At 62.3% G+C, this 16,156-nt stretch carries 18 protein-coding genes; 16 read left to right on the top strand and 2 right to left on the bottom strand.

All coding sequences use genetic code 11. The features are described 5' to 3' along the window. Window positions 1–13: 13 nt before the first annotated feature. Window positions 14–574, bottom strand: coding sequence for a hypothetical protein (locus Q1M04_RS11600; protein ID WP_297998384.1), 561 nt, complete (start codon window positions 572–574; stop codon window positions 14–16). A gap of 669 nt (window positions 575–1,243) precedes the next feature. On the opposite strand from Q1M04_RS11600, the gene Q1M04_RS11595 reads away from it, so the two are divergent. The 8 genes from Q1M04_RS11595 to Q1M04_RS11560 all read left to right on the top strand — a co-directional run bounded on the left by Q1M04_RS11595 (window position 1,244) and on the right by Q1M04_RS11560 (window position 9,499). Continuing rightward, a complete protein-coding gene (locus tag Q1M04_RS11595; protein WP_295759095.1) occupies window positions 1,244–2,461 on the top strand; it encodes an argininosuccinate synthase in 1,218 nt (405 codons plus the stop codon). Window positions 2,462–2,479: 18 nt separating this feature from the next. Further along, the gene (gene argH / locus Q1M04_RS11590) at window positions 2,480–3,862 is read left to right on the top strand and encodes an argininosuccinate lyase (protein ID WP_297998386.1); all 1,383 of its coding nucleotides are present in this window, start codon (window positions 2,480–2,482) and stop codon (window positions 3,860–3,862) included. Between the two features lie 14 nt (window positions 3,863–3,876). After that, window positions 3,877–4,815, top strand: a complete 939-nt coding sequence (gene argC, locus Q1M04_RS11585; protein ID WP_297294546.1) for an N-acetyl-gamma-glutamyl-phosphate reductase — start codon at window positions 3,877–3,879, stop codon at window positions 4,813–4,815. 19 nt (window positions 4,816–4,834) lie between these two features. Next, window positions 4,835–6,061 carry a bifunctional glutamate N-acetyltransferase/amino-acid acetyltransferase ArgJ gene (gene argJ, locus Q1M04_RS11580; protein WP_295759103.1) on the top strand — a complete coding sequence of 409 codons (1,227 nt, stop codon included), beginning with the start codon at window positions 4,835–4,837 and terminating at the stop codon, window positions 6,059–6,061. A gap of 14 nt (window positions 6,062–6,075) precedes the next feature. Next, on the top strand, window positions 6,076–6,942 hold the full coding sequence (gene argB, locus Q1M04_RS11575) for an acetylglutamate kinase (RefSeq protein ID WP_297998388.1): 867 nt from the start codon (window positions 6,076–6,078) through the stop codon (window positions 6,940–6,942). After that, a complete protein-coding gene (locus Q1M04_RS11570) occupies window positions 6,939–8,117 on the top strand; it encodes an aspartate aminotransferase family protein (RefSeq protein WP_297998390.1) in 1,179 nt (392 codons plus the stop codon). Before argB ends, Q1M04_RS11570 begins: the two co-directional genes overlap by 4 nt. Before the next feature lie 17 nt (window positions 8,118–8,134). Continuing rightward, the gene (gene argF / locus Q1M04_RS11565) at window positions 8,135–9,112 is read left to right on the top strand and encodes an ornithine carbamoyltransferase (protein ID WP_297998392.1); all 978 of its coding nucleotides are present in this window, start codon (window positions 8,135–8,137) and stop codon (window positions 9,110–9,112) included. Window positions 9,113–9,226: 114 nt separating this feature from the next. Beyond that, the gene (locus Q1M04_RS11560) at window positions 9,227–9,499 is read left to right on the top strand and encodes a hypothetical protein (RefSeq protein ID WP_204790201.1); all 273 of its coding nucleotides are present in this window, start codon (window positions 9,227–9,229) and stop codon (window positions 9,497–9,499) included. A gap of 58 nt (window positions 9,500–9,557) precedes the next feature. Here Q1M04_RS11560 and abc-f read toward each other — a convergent pair whose 3' ends face one another. Next, window positions 9,558–11,018: a ribosomal protection-like ABC-F family protein gene (gene abc-f / locus Q1M04_RS11555; protein ID WP_297998395.1), complete on the bottom strand. Its 1,461-nt coding sequence runs from the start codon at window positions 11,016–11,018 to the stop codon at window positions 9,558–9,560. A 717-nt stretch (window positions 11,019–11,735) separates the two neighbouring features. Between abc-f and rpsJ the strand changes: the two genes are divergently transcribed. The 8 genes from rpsJ to rpsC all read left to right on the top strand — a co-directional run. After that, a complete protein-coding gene (gene rpsJ, locus Q1M04_RS11550; RefSeq protein WP_295756511.1) occupies window positions 11,736–12,047 on the top strand; it encodes a 30S ribosomal protein S10 in 312 nt (103 codons plus the stop codon). A gap of 124 nt (window positions 12,048–12,171) precedes the next feature. Then, on the top strand, window positions 12,172–12,891 hold the full coding sequence (rplC, locus tag Q1M04_RS11545; RefSeq protein ID WP_297998398.1) for a 50S ribosomal protein L3: 720 nt from the start codon (window positions 12,172–12,174) through the stop codon (window positions 12,889–12,891). Between the two features lie 18 nt (window positions 12,892–12,909). Further along, window positions 12,910–13,533: a 50S ribosomal protein L4 gene (gene rplD / locus Q1M04_RS11540; protein WP_297998400.1), complete on the top strand. Its 624-nt coding sequence runs from the start codon at window positions 12,910–12,912 to the stop codon at window positions 13,531–13,533. Continuing rightward, window positions 13,533–13,826 carry a 50S ribosomal protein L23 gene (gene rplW / locus Q1M04_RS11535; RefSeq protein WP_204790196.1) on the top strand — a complete coding sequence of 98 codons (294 nt, stop codon included), beginning with the start codon at window positions 13,533–13,535 and terminating at the stop codon, window positions 13,824–13,826. The genes rplD and rplW overlap by 1 nt, the downstream gene beginning before the upstream one ends. A 25-nt stretch (window positions 13,827–13,851) precedes the next feature. Further along, window positions 13,852–14,688, top strand: coding sequence for a 50S ribosomal protein L2 (gene rplB, locus Q1M04_RS11530; protein ID WP_295756517.1), 837 nt, complete (start codon window positions 13,852–13,854; stop codon window positions 14,686–14,688). Window positions 14,689–14,704: 16 nt separating this feature from the next. Next, window positions 14,705–14,965, top strand: a complete 261-nt coding sequence (rpsS, locus tag Q1M04_RS11525) for a 30S ribosomal protein S19 (protein ID WP_204790194.1) — start codon at window positions 14,705–14,707, stop codon at window positions 14,963–14,965. Between the two features lie 20 nt (window positions 14,966–14,985). Next, window positions 14,986–15,330 carry a 50S ribosomal protein L22 gene (gene rplV, locus Q1M04_RS11520; RefSeq protein ID WP_295734799.1) on the top strand — a complete coding sequence of 115 codons (345 nt, stop codon included), beginning with the start codon at window positions 14,986–14,988 and terminating at the stop codon, window positions 15,328–15,330. An 18-nt stretch (window positions 15,331–15,348) separates the two neighbouring features. Then, on the top strand, window positions 15,349–16,156 hold an 808-nt coding region (gene rpsC, locus Q1M04_RS11515; RefSeq protein ID WP_300447875.1), incomplete at its 3' end, for a 30S ribosomal protein S3.

Raw genomic sequence — 16,156 nt, 5'->3', positions numbered from 1 at the left:
CTCGCAGAGGGAATCAAAACAACATAATGGAGAAATTATAAATCTCCATTTTTTCGTGGGTTTCCCGGTCCAGGTCCAGTATCACGGAGAAGTCACTCAGAGACGGAAGATCGGAGCAGAGAAACTCCTGCTGTACGGTACGGATGCTGTTGTTGAGCACGGAGGCGAAGGATCGGACCGGCTGGAACGAAATGCCGTTCAGGGTGGCGGAAACCGTCCCGCCGGAGTGCTCCACCCACATCATAGCCTGGGTATAGTTCGGGTTGAAGATGCCGTAAACCCCGCAGTTAAGGGCGGCGGTCTGGGGCCCCTCCAAAATGGCCTTGCCGTCCTGGACGGTGACGCCCTCCGGGCAGGTTATGAATTGAGGGAAGAGGAACTGTTCGTTGACGGCGATGCCGGGAAGGAAGGTCTTTTTGTTCCGGTCCACCTCCGCCAGGGTCAGCCGGGAGACGAAGAAGGCTAGCTTGGAGAGCAGGGAGTCCAGCTGCGTGTTGTCGGCGTTGAAGTCCTCCATGCGAATCCGGTCGGAGAGCTCCCATTGGTTCAGTGCGCAGTGTTCGGTTTGTTTCATATTGCAAATCCTCCTTATATTTAGACCTATGAGAGGGCGCGCCGGGGGAGAAGTTGCACGGGAACGGGCAACGGAGGCGGAAAACGGAATGAAAAAATTGGGCTTGCATATACTGGGCGGGGTGTGGTATAATCATCACAGCCAAGAATTCAATTAGGTCCACGGCAGACACGCAAAAGAAAAACCGGAGGGATGCCGCCCTCCGGTTTTTCATTGTGCTTACCTGCCCTTGCGGTGGCGGTCAAGCCACTTGCTCACATAGTTGCCGGCTATGCTCGCTCCGACTGCCACTAAGAAATCAATTAGGTTTTCCACGGCATTCACCTCCTCCCTGCTGCCAGTTTGGAGAGGGCGGCAGGTTAATTATACCACCGTTCGACAGAAACCGCAAGGGCGGGAAAATACCCCCTTGCCTTTTCTTGCGGCGGTTGGTATAATAATTACAAGCTGCCCTTGTTGTGTTCGCCTGGCCATTTAACATAATGGAAGAAGTTCACAGCGAAGGACTCCCCCGGAGAGTTGGGCCTCTCCGGGGGACTTCTTTTGTACGCTCCCTTCCGGCAAAATTTGCCTCCCCCCCGGCGCAATTCTTGTGCATTCCGCCAATTGCATAAATATTCACAGAGGTTGTATAATTCATTCATCATTAAAACCAATGGAGGCGCAGTTATGAAAAAGAATATCAAGAAAGTCGTCCTTGCCTATTCCGGCGGACTGGATACATCCATCATCATCCCCTGGCTGAAGGAGAACTACGGCGGCGTGGAGATCATCGCCGTGGCCGGAGACGTGGGCCAGGAGCAGGAGCTGGACGGCCTGGAGGAAAAGGCCATCAAGACCGGAGCCAGCAAGCTGTACGTCGCGGACCTCACCGACGAGATGGTGGACGAGGTGATCATCCCGTCTTTGAAAATGGGGGCCAGCTACGAGCAGTACCTGCTGGGCACGGCCTTTGCCCGGCCCATCATCGCCCGGAAGCTGGTGGAAATCGCCAAGGCCGAGGGGGCGGACGCCATCGCCCACGGCTGCACCGGCAAGGGCAACGATCAGGTCCGCTTTGAGCTGGCCATCAAGCGCTTCGCCCCGGAGATGACCATCATCGCCCCCTGGCGGGAGTGGGACATCAAGGGCCGGGACGAGGAGATCGACTATGCCGAGGCCCACAAGGTCCCCCTGAAAATCAGCCGGGAGACGAACTATTCCAAGGATAAAAACCTCTGGCACCTGAGCCACGAGGGCCTGGACCTGGAGGACCCCGCCAACGAGCCCCAGTATGAGAAGGAGGGCTTCCTGGAGATGGGCGTCAGCCCCGTGGCGGCCCCGGACAAGGCCACCTATGTGACCATCGACTTTGAAAAAGGCGTCCCCGTGGCAGTGGACGGAGAGAAAATGAAGGCCAGCGACATTATCCGCAAGCTCAACAAGCTGGGCGGGGAAAACGGCATCGGCCTTCTGGACATCGTGGAGAACCGGCTGGTGGGCATGAAGGACCGGGGCGTCTATGAAACTCCCGGCGGCACGATTTTGTATAAGGCACACGAGTGCCTGGAAATGATTACGGTAGACAAGGACACCGCCCACATGAAGAGCAAGCTGGCGGTGGACTTCGCGGACCTGGTGTACAACGGCAAGTGGTTCACCCCCCTGCGGGAGGCCCTCAGCGCCTTCGCCGACAAGACCCAGGAGCATGTGACGGGCTCCGTGAAGCTGAAGCTCTACAAGGGCAACATGATCACGGCCTCCATCACCTCCCCCGAGAGCCTGTACTCCGAAGAGCTGGTGACCTTCAACGAGAGCGCCTATGACCAGACCAACGCCACAGGCTTCATCAACCTGTGGGGCCTGCCCGACACCGTGCTGGCGCTGCGGGAGCAGGGGAAACTTTAATTTAAAGGAGCAGTATCCATGAAACTTTGGGGCGGACGGTTCAGCAAGGAGACGGATACCCTGGCCAACGATTTCCAGTCCTCCATCCACTTTGACCAGCGGCTCTACCGGGAGGATATCCAGGGAAGCCTTGCCCATTCCGAGATGCTGGCGGCCCAGGGGGTCATCTCCCAGGCGGACAAGGACGCGATCCAGAAGGGCCTGACGGAAATCCTGGCGGATATCGAGGCGGGAAAGGTGGAGTTCTCCCCCGCCAACGAGGATATCCACATGAACGTGGAGGCCCTGCTGACCCAGCGCATTGGCGAAGCGGGAAAGCGCCTCCACACCGCCCGGTCCCGGAACGACCAGGTGGCCCTGGATTTCCGCATGTACGTGCGCAAGGAGATTGGAACCGTCATAGGCCAGCTGCTGGACCTGGAGAAGGTCCTCTGCGCCCAGGCCAGGCAGCACCGGAACACGGTGATGCCGGGCTATACCCACTTGCAGCGGGCCCAGCCCATTTCCTTCGCCCAGCACCTTTTGGCCTACGCCGCCCAGTTCTCCCGGGATGTGACCCGGCTGGAGGACTGCCGCAAGCGCCTGAACGAGTGCCCCTTGGGCTCCGGCGCCCTGGCGGGGACCACCTATCCCATTGACCGCTTCCAGACGGCCCAGGCCCTGGGCTTTGACCGCCCCTGCGGCAACTCCCTGGACGGCGTCAGCGACCGGGACTACGCCCTGGAGCTTCTGAGCGCGCTTTCTATTTTAATGATGCACCTCAGCCGCTTCGCCGAGGAGGTCATCCTCTGGTGCAGCTGGGAATTTAAATTCGTAGAGCTGGACGAGGCCTATTCCACCGGCTCCAGCATCATGCCCCAGAAGAAGAACCCGGACATGGCGGAGCTGGTCCGGGGCAAGACGGGCCGGGTCTACGGCGATTTAATGGGCCTCCTCACGGTGATGAAGGGCCTGCCCCTGGCCTATAACAAGGACATGCAGGAGGACAAGGAGCCGGTCTTCGACGCCCTGGACACCGTGGAGCTGTGCCTCCCGGTGTTCACAGGGATGATCGACACCATGACGGTCCTCCCGGAGAACATGCGCAAGGCGGCGGGCCGGGGCTTCATCAACGCCACGGACTGCGCCGACTACCTGACCAAGAAGGGCATGCCCTTCCGGGACGCGTACACCGCCGCAGGACAGCTGGTGGCCTCCTGCGCCGTTCAGGGGAAGACCCTGGAGGAGCTGACCCTGGAGGAGCTGCGCGCCGTCTCTCCGCTCTTTGGGGAAGACGTTTACGAGGCCTTGAAGCTGGAAAACTGCATGGCCCTTCGTTCTAGTTTCGGTGGCCCTGCGGCGGCGGAGACCACCCGGCAGATTGAGGAAATCGAGGCGTTCATACAGGCGCGGAGCGAATAAGAGGGGGGCATCCCATGAAACCAAAGGTGTATATCGACGGCAAGGAGGGCACCACCGGCCTCCAGATTTACGACCGCCTGACGGCCCGGGAGGACATCGAGCTCCTCCTCATCGACGAGTCCAAGCGCAAGGACCCGGCGGAGCGGAAACAATTTCTCAACGCGGCGGACCTGGTGTTCCTCTGCCTGCCGGACGCCGCCGCCGTGGAAGCGGTGAGCCTGATAGAAAACGGCCAAACCCGGGTGATTGACTGCTCCACCGCCCACCGGACGGCGGAGGGCTGGGTCTACGGCTTCCCGGAGCTGTCCGGACAGCGGGAGGCCATTCGAACGGCGGCCCGGGTGGCGAACCCGGGGTGTTATGCCACAGGCTTCCTCTCGCTGGTCCGGCCCCTGGTGGAGAAGGGGGCGCTGTCCCCCAAGGCCCGGCTGGCCTGCCACGCCCTGTCGGGCTATACGGGGGCGGGAAAAAAGGCCATCGCCCAATATACCGATCCGGACCGGGACAAGGAGCTGGAAAGCCCCCGGCACTACGCGGTTACCTTGGCCCACAAGCATCTGCCGGAGATGGCGGCAATAGCGGGACTGAACCGCCCGCCTCTGTTCATGCCCATGATCTGCGATTATCCCCAGGGAATGGTAGTTACCGTCCCGCTGTGGGCGGAGGAGCTGGAGGGCCCCTGGTCCATTGAGAAGCTCCGGGCACTGTATGAGGACTATTACGGCGGCAGTCCCGTGGTGACCCTTCGTCCCGCCGGCGCGCCCTCCTGCGGCTTTATCGGCTCCAACAATCTCTCCGGGACGGACGGGCTGCAAATTTTTGTCAACGGAAACAGCGGGCAGTTCATGCTCTCCGCCCGCCTGGACAACCTGGGCAAGGGCGCCTCCGGCGCGGCGGTGCAGAACATGAACCTGATGCTGGGCTTCGAGGAAACGGCGGGCCTGGCGCTTTGAGAAAGTACGAGGAACGGATATGCTGAATTTCATCGGCGGCGGCGTCTGCGCCGCCCAGGGCTTCCGGGCGGCGGGAGTCCACGCGGGGGTCAAAACTCACGCGGAATGGAAGAAGGATGTGGCGCTGATCGTCTCCGACGTGGACTGCGCGGCGGCGGCGGTGTTTACGAAAAATGCCGTCAAGGCCGCCCCCATCCATGTGGACCGCAAGCACCTGGCGGATGGAAGAGCCCGGGCCGTCATAGCCAACAGCGGAAACGCCAACGCCTGCGCCCCCCAGGGGGAGGAAAACGCGGAACGCATGTGTGCCGCCGCGGCCCAAGCCCTGGGCTGCAAGCCGGAGGACGTGCTGGTGAGCTCCACCGGCGTCATCGGCCAGCGGATCAACGTGGAGGCCGTCGAGGCCGCGATTCCGGCCCTCTGCGCCGCCCTGGAGCGGTCGGCGGAGGCCAGCGACGCGGCGGGCCACGCCATCATGACCACCGACACCGTGAAAAAAGAGGCGGCGGTGGAAACCACGGTAGGGGGCAAAACCGTCCGCATGGGCGGCGTGGCCAAGGGCAGCGGCATGATACACCCCAACATGGGCACCATGCTCTGCTTCCTCACCACGGACTGCGCCATTTCCCCGGAGATGATCAAAACCGCCCTGCTGGAAACGGTAAGCGTCAGCTTCAACCGCATCAGCGTAGACGGAGATACCTCCACCAACGACACCTGCTGCGTCCTGGCCAACGGCCTGGCGGGAAACGAGCCCATTACGGCCAAGGGCCCGGACTACGACGCCTTCCTGGCGGCCCTGCGGGCTCTGTGCACGGAGCTTGCCAAGAAAATGGCCTCCGACGGCGAAGGAGCACGGCATCTCATCACCTGCACCGTCCAAGGCGCAAAATCCGAAAAAAGTGCCGAGACCATCGCCAAGTCCGTAGTGTCCTCCACCCTGACCAAGGCGGCCATCTTTGGCGCGGACGCCAACTGGGGCCGGGTCCTCTGCGCCATGGGCTACTCCGGGGAGGACTTTGACCCGGATCAAGTGAATGTCCATTTCGCCAGTGCCGCCGGGGATGTCCAGGTCTGCGCCAAGGGCCGGGGCCTGGATTTTGACGAGGATCTCGCCAAGAAGGTCCTGACGGAGCATGACGTGGAAATCAACATCTCCATGGGAGAGGGAGAAGCCTCCTGCACCTGCTGGGGCTGTGACATCACCTACGACTATATCAAAATCAACGGCGACTACAGAACATAAAGGGGGCGGACGGCATGTCTTCCCATGAGCAGCAGGCCCAGACCCTGATCGAGGCCCTGCCTTATATTCAGAAATTTACCGGCAAGACCATCGTGGTCAAATACGGCGGCAACGCCATGATCTCCGACGAGCTGCGCCGGGCGGTGATGAGCGACGTCATCCTGCTGAACCTGGTGGGCATCCGGGTAGTGGCCGTTCACGGCGGCGGGCCGGAGATTTCCGCCATGCTGAAAATGATCGGCCACGAGTCCAAATTTGTGGACGGCCTGCGCTATACCGACGTCACCACCATGGACATCGTCCAGGCCGTCCTCTGCGGCAAGGTCAACAAGGACCTGGTGTCCCAGCTGGGCCGCCTGGGAGGCCGGGCCGTGGGCCTGTGCGGCATGGACGGGCAGCTCTTCCAGGCGGAGCAGATGGACGAAAAATACGGCCTGGTGGGCCGGATCACCGGCGTGAACCCCGAGCCGGTGAAAAGCGCCCTGGAGCACGGCTATATCCCCATCGTCTCCACCGTGGCTCAGGGGGTGGATTCCGACACGGCCTATAACATCAACGCGGATACCGCCGCCGCCAAGCTGGCGGAAGCCCTGGGGGCGGAGAAGCTGATTTTGCTCACCGATGTCCGGGGGCTCCTCCGGGACCCCAAGGACGAGAGCACCCTCATCCATGTGGTCCGCACCCAGGAGGTCCCTGCCCTGGTGGAGGAGGGGGTCATCTCCGGGGGCATGATCCCCAAGATGCAGTGCTGCGTGGACGCCATCCACGGCGGCGTGGAGCGGGTCCACATCCTGGACGGCCGCATCCCCCATTCCATCCTCATTGAGCTGCTCTCCGACGAGGGCATCGGCACCATGATGAAAAAGGAGGAGGCCCTATGACATCCGAGGCCATTAAGAGCTTGACCCATCAGCATATCATGAACACCTACGGCCGGTTCCCCGTGGCCCTGGACCACGGGGAGGGGGCCACCCTCTACGACCCGGAGGGCCGGGAATACATCGACTTCACCAGCGGCATCGGCGTCACGGCCCTGGGCTATGGAAACCAGCCCTGGGCAGAGGCCGTTGCGGACCAGGCGAAGAAGCTGGGCCACACGTCCAACCTGTTCTACACCGAGCCTCCGGCGAAGCTGGCGGAGATCCTCTGCCGCCGAACCGGGGAAAGCGCCGTCTTCTTCGCCAACGGCGGCGGGGAGGCCAACGAGGGCATGATCAAGCTGGCCCGGAAATACAGCTTTGACAAATACGGCCAGGGCCGCAGCGCCATCGTCACCCTGAAAAACTCCTTCCACGGCCGGACCATTACCACCTTGAAGGCCACGGGGCAGGATGTGTTCCACAACTACTTCTTCCCCTTCACCGAGGGCTTCCGCTACGCCCCCGCCAACGACTTGGAGGCGCTGCGCGCCCAGGACCGGGGGGACGTCTGCGCCGTCATGGTGGAGCTGGTCCAGGGCGAGGGCGGCGTGCTCCCCCTGGATAAGGGCTACGTAAAGGCGGTGGAAGCCCTTTGCGCGGAAAAGGACTGGCTGCTCCTGGTGGACGAGGTCCAGACCGGCGTGGGCCGGACGGGGACGCTCTTTGCCTTCCAGCAGTATGACGTTCTCCCCGACGTGGTGAGCTTTGCCAAGGGCATCGCCGGGGGCCTGCCCATGAGCGGCATCATGGCCAATGAGAAATGCAAGGACGTTCTGGGCCCCGGGATGCACGCCACCACCTTCGGCGCGAACCCCGTCTGCGCCGCCGCGGGCTTGGTGGTCCAGGAGACCCTCAGCGACGGATTCCTGAAGGAGGTCCAAGAGAAGGGCGAGTATCTCCGCAAGGGCATCGAGGCCCTGAATCTGCCCTGCTTTGGAAAAACCCGGGGCCTGGGCCTGATGATCGGCGTCGAGGTCCGGGAGGGATGGACCAACAAAGACATTGCGGGCAAGCTGATTGAAAACGGCCTTCTCATCCTCACCGCCGGGCCGGGAATGCGGCTGCTGCCGCCCCTGGTTATTACGAAGGACGAGATGGACAAGGGCCTGAACATCATGAAAAAGACCCTGGGCTGAGAGAAAGGGAGGACGCTATGGAAAAGCACTTTTTAAAGCTTCTGGACTTCACCCCGGCGGAGATTCAGCAGTTTCTGGACACGGCGGCGGATTTGAAAGCCAAGAAGAAGGCCGGAACCCCCCACAGGTATCTGGAGGGGAAGAACGTGGCCCTGATTTTTGAAAAGACCTCCACCCGGACCCGCTGCGCCTTCGAGGTGGCCGCCCAGGACCTGGGCATGGGCAGTACTTACCTGGGCCCCACCGGCTCTCAAATCGGAGTGAAGGAGTCCATTGCCGACACCGCCCGGGTGCTGGGCCGGATGTATGACGGCATCGAGTACCGGGGCTTCGGCCAGGCCATCGTGGAGGAGCTGGCGGAGTACGCCGGGGTCCCCGTGTTCAACGGCCTCACCGACGAGTTCCACCCCACCCAGATCCTGGCGGATTTCCTGACCATTCAGGAGCACTTCGGAAAGCTCCGGGGCGTGAAGCTGGTCTACCTGGGAGACGCCCGCTTCAACATGGGCAACTCCCTCATGGTGGGCTGTGCCAAAATGGGCATGCACTTTGCCGCCTGCGCCCCGAAGGCATATATGCCGGATCAGGCCCTGATCGATACCTGCCAGGCCATCGCCAAGGAGACCGGCGCGGTTTTGGAATTCATTGAGGACCCCATGAAAGCGGTTCAAAACGCCGGTGTCCTTTACACCGACGTCTGGGTCTCCATGGGCGAGCCTGTGGAGGTCTGGGAGGAGCGCATCGCCGCCCTGGGCCCCTATCAGGTGACCAAGGCCCTGATGGACGCGGCGGGCCCCCAGTGCCGCTTCATGCACTGCCTCCCCGCCTACCACGACCACAAGACCAAGGTGGGCAGGGAGATGGGCGAGCGCTTTGGACGGGAGGCCATGGAGGTGACGGACGAGGTTTTCGAGTCGCCCCAGTCCATTGTCTTCGACGAGGCGGAGAACCGGATGCACACCATCAAGGCCGTGATGTACGAGCTGATGAAATAAATAAGGGGAAGAGGAGAGGCGGAAAACCGCCCCTCCTCTTTTTCCGTTTCAGGTATAATTTTCCCCCGGGGCTGGAAAAATGAAACCATCACTGACAGGAGGCATACACACGAGATGGTGAAAGGCATTTCCAGACGGGTGGTCGTGGTGGACTCCCCGGACCAGCGGTTTTTCGAGCAGGCGATTTTCATCGTGCGGAACGACGCCGCCGGGGAGGGGGTCACCTCCCGGGAACTGGTGGAGGAGGCCCGGAGGGTGGCCCGGAACTACGCCGGGGGGGACCACGGAAAATTCAGCCGGGCCTGGCGGGACCTGAGCCCGGCGGTCTACACCCTCATGGGCGCGGCGGCCATCGGACTTTTGTGGCTGATTGTGGCGCTGATCTAAAAGGGACCCTGGAAGCCCTCTTCGCGGAGGGGCTTCCAGGGTCCTCGCCTATGCTGCGTTACAAAGCGATTACCTTCGTTGCGATGGCCTCCTGGAAAGCCCGGTCATGCTCCACAAAGATCATCGTGGGAGCAAAGCCCCGCAGCAGCTCCTCGATCTGGAGACGGGAGTCGATGTCAAGGAAGTTCAGCGGCTCGTCCCATACATACAGGTGGGCCTGTTCGCAGAGGCTGGCGGCGATGAGAACCTTTTTCTTCTGCCCGCCGGAGTAGTCCTCCAGAAGGCGGTCAAACTGCTCCCGGGAGAAGCCCAGCTTCCGCAAAATGGCCTTGAAGAGGCTCTCGCCGATTCCCCGCTCCAGAATGAAGTCTCCCAGAGCCCCCCGGAGAAACGACGTATCCTGGGGCACGTAGGAGATGTTCAGCCCCGGGGCCGTAGACAAAGCCCCCTCATGCCGGATGTTCTGCCCCAGCAGCAGCTTGAAAAGGCTGCTTTTCCCGCTGCCGTTCCGGCCCTCCAGGGCAATCCGATCTCCCTGCTCCACGGCAAAGTCCAGGGGCCCGCAAACCCTCCGGTCCCCGTACCAAAGCGTCAGATCCGAGCAGGAGACCAGCCGCTTGGCGTGGTGGGCCAGGGGGAAGAGCTTCAAAGCCTCCACGGTCTCCCGGTTTTGGAGCAGCCCCCGCTTTTCCTCCAGAGCCTTCTCCTGCCGGGCCTCCAGGGATTTGGCCCGCTTCATCATCTTGGCGGATTTGTGGCCCACGAAGCCCTTGTCATAGGCCCCGGTTTTGGAGGTCTCCACCCGGTCGGACCAGACGGAGGTCCGCCGGGCCGCTTTCTGAAGCCGCCGCACGTCTTTTTGGAGCCGTTCGTTTTTCGCCTCTTCAAACTGCTGAACCCGGTCGAAGTTCTCCCTCCAGGAGCTGTAGGACCCCGCCTGGACCTGGATGTCCGAGCGGTTCAGGGCCAGGATGTGGTCCACACAGCCGTCCAGGAAGCGGCGGTCGTGGGATACCAGGATAAAGCCCCGCTGCCGCCGGAGGTAGGCGGAAACCAGTTCCCGCCCGTGGGCGTCCAAGTGGTTGGTGGGCTCGTCGATGAGGGGGAAGCGCCCCTCCCGGAGGAACAGGGCCGCCAGGAGGACTTTCGTCCGCTCCCCGTTGGAGAGGGTGGAGAAGGGCCGCCATAAAGCCTCTTCCTCCACACCCAGCAGGGACAGCTCTTTTGGGAACCGCCAGCTCTCCGCCTCCGGGCAGAGATCTTCCAGCACCTCCGCCGTCAGCCTCTCCTGGTCTGGGACAGGACAGGGGAAGTAGTCGAAGGGCACGGAGGAGACCAGGCTCCCCTCGCAGGGATATTCCCCCATCAGAAGCCGCAGCAGGGTGGTCTTCCCCCGGCCGTTCCGGCCTACCAGGCCCAGCCGCCAATCGGTGTCGATTTGAAAACAGGCGTCCTGAAACACGGGGTCAGGACTGCCGGGATAGGAAAAGGTCAGGCGATCCGCCTGAATCATAGACATACGCGTCATCTCCTTGCTGTGAAATAAAAAAGATAAGGACCGCAGGAAAGCCTCCCGCGGCCCGTCACAGCGCAAGCCGCCCCGGAACCGGGCGGCAGGGCAGTTATGACGCGAGGGCTGGAGGTGAGCTGCGCTTTCCCGCTTGACGGCACAACGCCGCCCCGGCCCCGCCTGCGCGGCGCCGGAAACCAAGTCACTTGGCATTCAGCAGGAAGTCAGTCTCACGCTTCCACCCCTTTCGGTTTGTTCAGGGGGGAGTATACCACGTCCCCGCCCCGCCGTCAAGGCCCTCTTTCCGGGCGGATGTTCCGCCGGGGCGGAGGGCGGAAGCCGTCCTCCGTCAAAGCGACGGCGCACCATTTGGAAACAGGCTGAAAAAAAGAGGAAATCCGGCAAAATTTCTCTTGACACGGGGAGAATTTTCAAGTATTATTTATGGGCATGCGGCGGAGAGGACATCCTCTGCGCCCCGCGACCGCGATGAACCGGGAGATTGCTCGAAAGAGGTAACTTCCGGGGAGTATGTCCGATAATCGGGCGGCTGAGAAAGGTCTGTACGCGAGCGTAGATCGCCGCGCCATGACGGAACCGGCTTGCTTTGCGCCGGGTTTTTTCATGAGCGGGAATGATACGCACGGATAAGCGGACAGAAAAATTTCTCTCGCCGTACGGAATCGACGCGAATTAAAAACCGTACGAATTAGGAGGAACCCGAACATGGCACAGAAGGAAAAGATCCGCATCCGCCTGAAGGCGTATGACCACCAGGTAATTGACCAGAGCGCGGAGAAGATTGTGGAAACCGCCAAGCGCACCGGCGCCGAGGTTTCCGGCCCCATCCCCCTGCCCACCAAGAAGGAGATCATCACCATCCTGCGCTCCGTCCACAAGCACAAGGACAGCCGGGAGCAGTTCGAGCGCCGGACCCACAAGCGGCTCATCGACATCACCAAGTCCTCCCCTAAGACCGTGGAGGCCCTGATGGCCCTGGAGCTCCCCGCCGGCGTGGAGATTGAGATTAAGCTGTAAGACCCCCATTACCCTGTTGAACCGCAGTCTGCCGCCTTGTCGAGGCAGACGGGTCAAGTTGGCCGGAACGGTTCCCAATGGCCGCGGCCGGTCAACCAATAACCTTATTTAAGGAGGAACCTACATGAAAGCGATCATCGGCAAAAAAGTGGGCATGTCCCAGATTTTTGACGAGAACGGCCATGTGATCCCCGTCACGGTCATCGAGGCGGGCCCCTGCGTGGTCGTGCAGAAGAAGACGGCTGAAAAGGACGGCTACGAGGCCGTGCAGCTGGGCTTCGAGGACATTGCGGAGCGCAAGCTCACCAAGCCCGAGCTGGGCCACCTGAACAAGGCGGGCGTAGCCCCCAAGAAGCACCTGAAGGAGTTCAACCTGGAGAACGCCGCCGAACTGAACGTGGGCGACATCGTTAAGGCCGACACCTTCGCCGCGGGAGACTTCGTGGATGTCACCGGCACCAGCAAGGGCCACGGCTTCCAGGGCGTTGTCAAGCGCCACGGCGCGGCCGTGAAGCGCAACACCCACGGCGGCGGCCCCGTTCACCGCCACCAGGGCTCCCTGGGCGCGGGCACAACCCCGGGCCGCATCATGAAGGGCCGCGACGGCGCGGGCCACATGGGCGTGGACCAGGTCACCGTGCAGAACCTCTCCGTGGTCAAGGTGGACCCCGAGCTGAACATGCTGGCGGTCTGCGGCGCGGTGCCCGGCCCCAAGGGCGGGCTTGTGACCATCAAGTCCACGGTCAAGGTCCACAAGGTCAAGCAGGCCGGCGCGGACATCAGCAAGAACCCGCAGAAGGCTTCCGGCCGCAACCCGCAGAAGGCCTCCGCCAGAAGCAAGTGAGAAAGGGGTGCTGAGTAAATGTCTACTGTGAAAGTTTTAAACATGGCCGGCGCGGAAGTCGGCACTGTGGAACTCAGCGACGCGATCTTTGGCATTGAGCCCAACGAGTCCGTCGTTCACGAGGTGGTAAAGAATCACCTGGCCAACTGCCGTCAGGGCACCCAGAGCGCCCTGACCCGCGCGGAAGTTTCCGGCGGCGGCAAGAAGCCCTGGCGCCAGAAGGGTACGGGCCACGCCCGCCAGGGCAGCACCCGGGCTCCCCAGTGGACCCACGGCGGCATCGTCTTCGCGCCGAAGCCCCGGAGTTACCGCTACGTGCTGAACAAGAAGGTCCGGCGCCTGGCGCTGAAGTCCGTCCTCTCCGCCAAGGCCGCCGAGGGCTGCCTGGTGGTCATCGACGCCATCAAGCAGACGGAAATCAAAACCGCCGAGTTCCGCAAGTTCCTGAACGCTGTCAAGGTCGACGGCAAGGCCGTGGTGGTAACCCCCGCCATGGACGAGACGATCGTCAAGAGCGCCCGGAACCTTCCCGGCGTGCTGACCACCCCCGCGGCGCAGCTGAATGTCTATGACATCGTAAACGCCAAGTACCTGGTGGTGGATCAGGCCGCCCTCGCTAAAATCGAGGAGGTGTACGCGTAATGACCGCATACGATATTGTGATCCGCCCCGTCATCACCGAGCGGGCCATGGCCGGAGCCGCCGGCAAGAAGTACGTCTTCGAGGTGGCCAAGGACGCCGGTAAGGTGGAAATCAAGAAGGCCGTAGAGGAAATCTTCGGCGTAAAGGTGGCCGCCGTCAACACCCTGACGGTGCCCGGCAAGGAAAAGCGCATGGGCGCGGGCCGTCCCGGCATGACGAAAACCTGGAAAAAGGCCTACGTCCAGCTGACCCCCGATTCCAAGACCATCGAGTTCTTTGAAGGAATGGTCTGATTCTACGGAAGGAGTGTAACGACAAATGTCTATTAAAACCTTTAAGCCGACGACTCCCTCCCGGCGTCAGATGACGGTCTCCGGATTCGACGGCATTGACAAAAAGGCCAAGCCCGAGCCCAAGCTCACCGAGACACTGAAAAAGAGCGCCGGCCGGAACAGCTACGGCCGCATCACCGTCCGCCACCGGGGCGGCGGCAACAAGCGGAAATACCGTGTCATCGACTTCAAGCGCGACAAACACGATATGTTCGCCACCGTCCTCCGCCTGGAGTACGACCCCAACCGCTCCGCCAACATCGCCCTCCTGGAGTATGAGGACGGCGAGCGCCGCTACATTCTGGCCCCCGTGGGCCTGAAGGCCGGCGACAAGGTGGAGTCCGGCCCCAGCGCCGACATCAAGGAGGGCAACGCCCTCCCCCTGGCCAACATTCCCGTGGGCACCATGATCCACAACATCGAGCTCCACCCCGGCAACGGCGCCCAGCTGGTGCGCTCCGCCGGAACCGCCGCCCAGCTCATGGCGAAAGAGGGCGGCGACGCCCAGATCCGCATGCCCTCCGGCGAGGTCCGCATTGTTCGGACCAACTGCATGGCCACCATCGGCCAGGTGGGGAACATTGACCACGCCAACATCAACATCGGCAAAGCGGGCCGCAAGCGCCACATGGGCTGGCGTCCCACTGTCCGGGGCTCCGTCATGAACCCCTGCGACCACCCCCACGGCGGCGGCGAGGGCCGCGCCCCGGTTGGCCGCTCCGGGCCCGTGACCCCCTGGGGCAAGCCGGCTCTGGGCTACAAGACCCGGAAGAAGAAGAACCCCACCAGCAAATTCATCGTCAAGCGCCGCAACGAGAAGTAAGGGAGGCAGATGAAACATGAGCAGATCCATTAAGAAAGGCCCGTACGTTGCCCCCGAGCTTCTGAAGCGGGTCGAGGAAATGAACGCGAAGAACGAGAAGAAGGTCCTCAAGACCTGGAGCCGCAGCTCTACCATCTTCCCCTCCTTCGTGGGCCACACCATCGCCGTGCACGATGGCCGGAAGCATGTGCCCGTCTACGTCCAGGAGGACATGGTCGGCCACAAGCTGGGTGAGTTCGCCCCCACCCGCACCTTCCGCGGACACCGGAAGGACTGAGTTGAAGGAGGATGCAGAACATGGAAAATAAAGTTGCGAAGGCCTATCTGCGCTACGTCCGCATTGCCCCCCGGAAGGTCCAGATTGTCTGCGACCTGATCCGCGGCAAGGACGCGGGCAGCGCCATGGCCATCCTGATGCAGACCCCCAAGGCTGCCTCCGAGCCCCTGCAGAAGCTTCTGAAGAGCGCCGTTGCCAACGCCGAAAACAACTTCGGCATGGACCCCGCCAAGCTGGTGGTGTCCGAGGTTTACGCCACGCCCGGCCCCATCCTCAAGCGGATGATGCCCCGGGCCCAGGGCCGCGCCTACCGTATCAACAAGCGCACTTCTCACGTCACCCTGGCTGTGGCGGAAAAGGCATAAGAGGGAGGAGAACCGTTTATGGGACAGAAAGTCAATCCCCACGGCCTGCGCGTGGGCGTCATTAAAGACTGGGATTCCCGCTGGTACGCCAGTGACGAGAAGGTCGGCGACCTGATTGTGGAGGACCAGAAGATCCGCAAATACCTCAAAAAGACCCTGTACGGCGCCGGCGTGCCCAAGATTGAGATTGAGCGCAGCGGCGACGTGGTGACGGTCTTCCTGCACTGCGCCCGGCCCGGCATGGTCATCGGCAAGGGCGGCGAGCAGATCGAGCAGTACCGCTTGGCTGTGGAGAAGCTGGTGGGCAAGAAGGTCCGCCTGAACATCGTCGAGGTCCGCAACCCCGACATGAACGCCCAGCTGGTGGCGGAGAACATCGCCCAGCAGCTGGAAAAGCGCATCTCCCACCGCCGCGCCATGAAGAACGCCATGGCCCGGGCCATGCGGGCCGGCGCCAAGGGCATCAAGACCTGCTGCTCCGGCCGTCTGGGCGGCCGCGAAATCGCGGGCGTTGAGCACTATCATGAGGGGACGATCCCTCTGCAGACCATCCGCGCCGACATCGAGTACGGCTTCGCGGAGGCCGCCACCACCTTTGGCCGCATCGGCGTGAAGGTGTGGATCTACAAGGGCGAGGTGCTGAGCCAGACCCTGCGCACCACTCCCCGCACCATGGACACCTCCAAGCCCTATCAGGAGCGCCGGGAGCGTCGTCCCCGCCGCGACGGAGACCGCCGGGGCGGCTTCAATCGGGACCGTCAGGGCGGCGGCGGCTTTAACCGCGGCGGCGGACGGCCCGGCCAGGGCGGCGGCTTCAACCGCGCCG

The sequence above is a fragment of the uncultured Oscillibacter sp. genome, from assembly GCF_950073225.1.
Lineage (GTDB): Bacteria > Bacillota > Clostridia > Oscillospirales > Oscillospiraceae > Oscillibacter.
The sequence above is the reverse complement of the archived record's forward strand: the minus strand, read 5'-3'. Positions and strand labels throughout refer to the sequence as shown.